This is a genomic window from Methylobacterium sp. CCH5-D2, assembly GCF_001556475.1.
Taxonomy (GTDB): Bacteria; Pseudomonadota; Alphaproteobacteria; order Rhizobiales; family Beijerinckiaceae; genus Methylobacterium; species Methylobacterium hispanicum.
This window is the reverse complement of sequence record NZ_LSIX01000358.1, coordinates 1-6554: the sequence shown is the minus strand read 5'-3', so window position 1 is coordinate 6554 and position 6554 is coordinate 1. Positions and strand designations below refer to the sequence as shown.

At 70.3% G+C, this 6554-nt stretch carries 7 protein-coding genes and 1 riboswitch; of the genes, 3 read left to right on the top strand and 4 right to left on the bottom strand.

Going from position 1 to position 6554, the window contains the following annotated elements; all coding sequences use genetic code 11:
* A riboswitch (cobalamin riboswitch) is annotated at positions 1-128 on the top strand. This riboswitch is flagged as partial in the annotation.
* 304 nt (positions 129-432) lie between these two features.
* Positions 433-2658 (top strand): TonB-dependent siderophore receptor, encoded by a 2226-nt coding sequence (locus tag AX737_RS09320; RefSeq protein ID WP_066920819.1) that lies wholly within the window; start codon positions 433-435, stop codon positions 2656-2658.
* A 241-nt stretch (positions 2659-2899) separates the two neighbouring features.
* On the opposite strand, the gene AX737_RS09315 is transcribed toward AX737_RS09320, so the two are convergent.
* Positions 2900-3280 carry a hypothetical protein gene (locus AX737_RS09315; RefSeq protein ID WP_066920817.1) on the bottom strand — a complete coding sequence of 127 codons (381 nt, stop codon included), beginning with the start codon at positions 3278-3280 and terminating at the stop codon, positions 2900-2902.
* 154 nt (positions 3281-3434) lie between these two features.
* On the opposite strand from AX737_RS09315, the gene AX737_RS33080 reads away from it, so the two are divergent.
* Positions 3435-3596: a hypothetical protein gene (locus tag AX737_RS33080; protein WP_156453614.1), complete on the top strand. Its 162-nt coding sequence runs from the start codon at positions 3435-3437 to the stop codon at positions 3594-3596.
* Between the two features lie 22 nt (positions 3597-3618).
* Here the strand turns inward: AX737_RS33080 and AX737_RS09310 are convergent, their stop codons facing one another.
* A complete protein-coding gene (locus AX737_RS09310) occupies positions 3619-3810 on the bottom strand; it encodes a hypothetical protein (protein WP_066920815.1) in 192 nt (63 codons plus the stop codon).
* A 455-nt stretch (positions 3811-4265) separates the two neighbouring features.
* Here AX737_RS09310 and AX737_RS09305 point away from each other — a divergent pair, with 455 nt between their 5' ends.
* Positions 4266-4946, top strand: coding sequence for a response regulator transcription factor (locus AX737_RS09305; RefSeq protein WP_066920814.1), 681 nt, complete (start codon positions 4266-4268; stop codon positions 4944-4946).
* 102 nt (positions 4947-5048) lie between these two features.
* Here the strand turns inward: AX737_RS09305 and AX737_RS31955 are convergent, their stop codons facing one another.
* Positions 5049-5978: a flagellin gene (locus tag AX737_RS31955; protein WP_082772966.1), complete on the bottom strand. Its 930-nt coding sequence runs from the start codon at positions 5976-5978 to the stop codon at positions 5049-5051.
* Positions 5979-6284: 306 nt separating this feature from the next.
* Positions 6285-6533: a PilZ domain-containing protein gene (locus tag AX737_RS09295; RefSeq protein WP_066920821.1), complete on the bottom strand. Its 249-nt coding sequence runs from the start codon at positions 6531-6533 to the stop codon at positions 6285-6287.
* Positions 6534-6554 lie beyond the last annotated feature (21 nt).

Here is a 6554-nt window from a genome sequence, read left to right as displayed (position 1 = left end):
CCGCGGCTGCCCCCGCAACTGTGAGCGGCGAGCCTTCCGCCACCATGTCACTGGGTTTCGGCCCGGGAAGACGGTGAGAAGGCGGCGACCCGCGAGCCAGGAGACCTGCCGTCAGCCGTGGTCACACGCGAAACGCGCCGGGCGGGGTGTCCTGGCGGGTGTCGAGGCGCCGCCATACCTGCGGGGAGGCGGCCGTCGCGGCCTCGTTCGCGGTGACGTGCCACAAGGCCGCCCGCGCCCGCCGATGCTCGCCCTCGCACCATCCCCGTCCGCACCGCCGGACCGCGCCCCCCGTTCCGGGGATGATGCGGCGCCGCGGATGCGCCGGGCCCATGGACGCAACACTGTTACACTGGCTTATTGTAACAATGTTACATCCGCGATAGAGCCGTCGCCGGGGCGCCGCCGCGCCCGGACCTCAGAACCCGACCCATGCCCAGCCTCCACCACCGCGCCCGTCTCCGGCGGGCCGCGCGCGCGCTGCCGCTCCTCTTCCTCCCGCTGACGGGCGCCCAGGCGCAGGATCGCGCCGCCCGGGAACCGGCCGCCCGGGATCCCGCCATCGTCGACGGCGTCGTGCTCGACCAGCTCTCGGTCGAGGGCGCCGGCGTCTCGCTGACCCGGGCCGACCCGGTCGGCCTCAACCTGCGCACCCCCGACCGGGGCGCGAGCCGCCTCGGCCTGACGCCCCTGGAGACGCCGGCCAGCATCGACATCGTGTCGGGCGAGACCGCGCGCCTGCGCGGCCAGAACACGGTGGCCGAGGCGGTGACGCAGGACGCCACCGGCATCACCAGCATCGCGGCGCCCGGCAACGGCAACGGCGCCTTCACGGCCCGGGGCTTCGCCGGCCCGAACTCGGTCCAGACGCTCTACGACGGCACCCGCCTCTACGTCGGCGCCAACACCGTGACCTTCCCGTTCGACACCTGGAACGTCGAGCGCATCGAGGTGCTGCGGGGCCCGGCCTCCGTGCTCTACGGCGACGGCGCCATCGGCGGCGTGATCAACGTGGTGCCGAAGAAGCCGACCTTCTCGGCCGTCAACGCGGGTCGCGCCGTCATCGGCAGCGACGGGCTCGCCCGCCTCGCCCTCGATTCCGGCGGGGCGATCGGCCAGGCCGAGTTCGGCGACACCTTCGCCTACCGGCTCAACGTCAGCGGCAACCGCGGCGACGGCTGGGTCTCGCCGGTGGGCGACTTCCGCAGCCTCGCGGTCTCGGGCGCGCTGCTGTTCCGGCCGAGCACCGACCTCGCCTTCACGCTCAGCCACGATCTCGGCTACCAGGAGCCCGAGCGCTACTGGGGCACGCCGCTCGTCGCGGGGAAGATCCCGGACCGGATCCGCTTCAACAACTACAACGTCCGCGACGCCAAGATCACCTTCGCGGACAACTGGACCCAACTGAAGACCGAGTGGACGCCCACCGCCGACGTCACCATCCGCAACACCGCCTACCGGCTGACCTCGCGGCGGCACTGGCTCGACGTGGAGCAGTACAGCTTCAACCGCGCGACGGGCCTCGTCGACCGGGGCGACTACCTCGAGATCTACCACAGCCAGGAGCAGGTCGGTAACCGCTTCGACGCGGCCTTCCGGGGCTCGCTGCTCGGGTTCCGCAACGCGTTCCTGGCGGGCTTCGACGTCAACCACATCGGCTTCCGCCACACCAACAACTTCACGTTCGACAAGACCGACAGCGTGCCGCTGCTGGGCTACGACCCGGGCTTCTTCCCGCAGGACGGGCGGGCGCGGCCGGCCTACGCGACGAACACCACCCAGGCCTCGGTGTTCGCCGAGAACCGGCTGATCCTGTCGGACCGGCTCTCCGTCCTCGGCGGCGTGCGCTTCGACGCGCCGACGCTGAACCGACAGGACCTCGTCACGGGCGACACCTTCGAGAAGACCTACCGCTCGCTCGGCTACCGCTTCGGCCTCGTCTTCAACCCGACGCCCGATACGGCGCTCTACGCGCAGGTCGCCACCGCGACCGACCCGGTCGGCAGCCTCATCACCCTGTCCCAGTCGCTGGCGGGCTTCCGGCTCGCCACGGGGCGGCAGGTCGAGGTCGGCGCCAAGGGCGTCGTGCTCGACGGCGCGCTCGACTGGACGCTGGCCGGCTACCGCATCGTGAAGGACGACCTGATCTCGCGCCTGCCCGGCGCCGCCGCGGTCGGGGTGCAGGTCGGCAGCCAGTCCTCGACGGGCGTCGAGTTCGCCGCGGCGCTGCGCCTGCCCCACGGCTGGCGGCTCGAGGGAAACCTCGCGCTCCTGAGGGCGCAGTACGAGGACTTCACGCAGGTCGTGGGCGGGCAGGCGGTCTCCTACGCGGGCAGGCAGCCGATCGACGTGCCCGAGCGCGTGGCCAACCTCTGGGCGACGTACGCCTTCGCCCGCGACTGGGAGGCCCGCGTCGGCGTGCAGAACGTCGGCACGGTGTTCAGCGATTTCGCCAACACCGCGCGGCGCCCGGCCTACACCCTCGTCAATTTCGGGCTCGACCGTCAGGTCACGCCGGATTCGCGGCTGAGCCTGCGCCTCTACAACCTGTTCGACCGGGTCTACGCGATCTCGGGCAACGCGGTCGGCGGGGTCGGCACCAACTGGCTGCTCGGGCGCCCGCGCTCGGTGGAGGTCGCCTACAGCGTGGCGTGGTGAGCGCACCGCGGCGCCCCAAAAGGAGGCCCGCCGCGGCCGTGCCGGACGGGCCCGAAGTCTGCTCCGAACCGGCAGCTTAGCGCACGGATCCGGCCGCGCCACGGCGCGGAAGGCTTAGGCCCGGGCGGCTCGGGAGCCCAGGGGTTGAGTCGCTCGGGCGGTCTGGACCGGACGCTCAGGCGGTCTGGGCCGGACGCTCAGGCGGCCTGGGCCGGACGCTCAGGCGGCCTGGGCCGGACGCTCAGGCGGCCGGCCGCAGGTGGCGCAGCCGGGCGAGCGCGCGGGCCAGGACGAGGCCGGCGGCCCAGCCGGCGCCGCCGCCCGCCGCCTTGACGAGGAAATCCGCCCCGCGCCCGTGCCGGGTGGGCTGGATGAGCTGGGACAGTTCCAGCAGCCCCGCCGCCGCGAGGGTGAGCGCCAGCACCGCGAGGCGCCGCCGCGGGTAGCCGCAGGCGAAGAGGAAGCCGAGCAGCGCGAAGGCGCCGAAGCGCTCGGCGGAGACGGGCAGGGCGGTCTCGGGCCGCAGGCCGATCGGGGCCGCGGTCACGACGACGAGCGCCGCGAGCAGGCCCCAGGCCAGGACCCGCGCGATGGTCTGGAGACGGGACGGCGCGTTGGGCATCGGATCGCCTACGCAACGGCCGCGCCGGGGTCAAACGGTCGGCCTCCCCCGGGCCCTCCTCCCGGTGCGCAACGGCACGTCGCGGCGCTCTCCCCGGAGCTAGGCTGCAGGAGTCGGCGAGGCATCGCCGAAGGCCCGGGTTCGAGCCCCACCGATGCAGGAGGTCCCCATGATCGCGGTGACGGCGCGACGGATTCTGACCCTGCTGGCCTTGGTCGTCCCCGCCTCCGGCTGGACCGGCCGCGCGGCGGGCCGCGCGGGCGGGCGTGCCGCCTCCCCGGCCGCCGACGCGGTCGTGTTCCGGCACTACCTGTAACGCGGGCCCGGAGCCCGGCCGGTCAGGCCGGCCGCTCGCTTCGCCGACGCAGCGCCTCCGGCAGCTGGCGCGTCCGCCGCACCCGCGCCGCGGCCCGCATGAAGGTCAGATAGTTCTCGGCCTCGTCCAGGCTCAGCCCGCTGACCAGCGGGTCGTTGCCGGCGATCACCGCGTGCGTGCCGTCGCCCGCGGGCCTCACGCTCAACCGCGACATGGCCTGCCTCCTCGGTCCGTCCCGTCGGGGCGCCGCGCGGGCGCCTCGGAGCACCTCACAAAGCTCCCGCTCACAGGAAGCCCTCCCTCTGCACGCGAGGGTGCAGCGGGCGTTTCGCGAGAGACCCTTAGCCGTCCAACCCGCGGGACCGTGATCGGTTCAGCGCCGACGCCCTGTGGCTCCGGCGCAACAAGCGTTGCCCACGCGCCACGCGAGCCGCGGCTGGCATGCTGGCGTGCCAGACCGTTAACCACGCGTTAACCATTGTAAACAAAATCCTCGTCTTAACGAACGGTACACGTTCGGCCCTCCGGCTTGCCGGCGGAAGTCCTCGCAGAGGTTTCCGCACCGCCCGGCCGGAGAACAACACAGCAAGACCAGTTGCAGGACAGTTCTCGGTCGTCCGCGCCCCGCGCGAGACGCCGGCGATGTCCTGCGCCTCTAGGGCAGCCGAGATGTTCATCGTCATCGACGAGCGTGAAAGCGTGACCGCCCAGTACGTGGCCGGCTTCAGCCAGGAGGGCGTCGTCGCCCGCGGCCTGCCCGCCCCCGACTTCCAGGTCTGGCTCAGCGACCTGCCGGCCGGCGACCTCGCGGGCGTCGAGGGCTTCCTGCTCGGCGATTGCGGCGACCGGCCGGGCTGCACGGCCGCGATCCGCAGCCTCTCGCCCGCGCCGATCATCGCGCTCAACGAGACCCGCTCCCTGGAGCAGACGCTGGCGCTGTTCACGGCGGGCATCGACGACGTGGTGCGCAAGCCCGTGCACGTGCGCGAGATCATCGCCCGGGCGAACGCGATCCGGCGCCGGGTCAGCCGCGGCGCCGCGCCCGCCGCCAGCCTCGACCAGGCCGGCCGCCTCGTCGTCCACGCGGACGGGCGCGACCCCGAGATCGACGGCCAGAGCCTGCTCCTGCCCCGCCGCGAGCGCCACATCCTCGAATACCTGGCGCGGAACCGCGGCCGCCAGGTCACCAAGGGCCAGATCTTCAACGCGGTCTACGGCGACCACGAGAGCGCCTGCGAGGAGAGCGTGGTCGAGGGCCACATCTCGAAGCTGCGCAAGAAGCTGCGCGCGCGCCTCGGCCACGACCCGATCGAGGCCAAGCGCATGGCGGGCTACACCTTCGTGGGCTGAGCCCGGGCGCCGCGCGAAACGAGAAAGGCCGCGCCCGTCGCCGGGCGCGGCCTTCTTCGCATGTCCGCCGCCCGGCTCGGGGCCGGGCGGCGCCCCACGCTCTTAGCGGAAGAGCGAGAGGACGTTCTGGCTAGCCGTATTGGCGATGGACAGCGACTGAACTGCCAGCTGCTGCTGAGTCTGAAGTGCTTTCAGCTTGGTCGACTCCTCTTCGATGTCGGCATCGACGAGGGTGCCCACGGCACGCTCATTAGCCTTGATAAGAGTATCGACAAAGGTCTTCTGACCGTCGATCTGAGTCTTGTTCGCGCCAAGCTTTGTACCGATATCAGTCACAGAAGCCAAAGCGGACTCAACCAGATTAATGTAGTCTTTAACGTTGTCGTCGGTGACCGCAGCCCCACTAATATCCATCTCGGCAACCGAATAGCCTGCGGCGGTTCCGTTGGCGCCAGCAGCGGTTGTCAATTTGTCGAGAATTCCGGACTTAGTCGTCGTAGCGTTATAAAGCGCAGTCGATGACACTGTGATATCAATGGTAGAGTATGTTGTCACCCCAGCCGCATCGCGCGAGAATCCCGCTACGATTTTCTTCACGTCCTGAAAGCCAGTAGCACCAGTATTAGTTGACAACCAATTCTGGCCGTTCGAGACGGACGAGTCGGCAATAGCTTTCATATTGCTCTGAATCGCATCAATCTCAGTTTGGACCTTCTTGCGATCGACGCCTGGCTGCAGCGCAGTCTGCAGCTTGGAGCGCATATTCTTAAGCTGCTCGATGACGTTGGTAACGCCATTGTACGCTGTATCAACAGCCGATGCGCCAAGTCCAAGAGAATCTTTTACGGCGCCAAGCGACGCATTGTCGGAGCGCACACTAGTCGCGATCGACCAGTAGGCTGCATTGTCGGAAGCGCTGGACACACGTTGGCCAGTCGAAACGCGATTGCTGGTCGTATCAAGTTGCTGACTGATACTCTTCAGGGTGGTGAGCGCCGTCATCGCGGCGGTATTCGTAAGAAGGCTGGTCACGCGACTGACTTTCCGGAAAGGAGGATGCGGGATGTCGTCCGAAGATCCGGGCTCGCACCGGGGCAGCAGGACGGCCTCATGCCACGGGCCGCGACAGGGCCCGTACCGCTACGCGTTACACATCCGGGTTCTCACCGGAGCGGCGGGCCGACATCATGTCTCCGGACCTCGCGATCCGGCCGCCGCTTCCATCGTGCCCGCCGAGGGCGAGTGCGATGCCCTCTTATTGCGGCGATCGTCTTAGCGGGCGGTTAAGCGCCCGCCTCCCGCGGGCGCCATCCCGCACGGCCTGTGGACAGGCAGGCCTCAGGGGAGAGGGGACAGGAAGGCGAGGCCCGCGAAGGCGCCGCGCCGCCAGCGCAGGCTCGCCCGCACCGTGCGCAGGTCGTGGCCCGCGATCACGAGGTCGAAGGTCCCGGGCAGTTCGACGCGCGCGGCGAGATGGATCTTCGCGCCCGCCCGCGAGAGATCGTGGATCACGCACGGCACGAGGCTGTCGCCGAGCACGATGCGGCCCTGCTGGATCAGCCGGTGGCGCTTGGGCCGGGGCGGCACCGCCGCGGCGGGCGGGCGCGC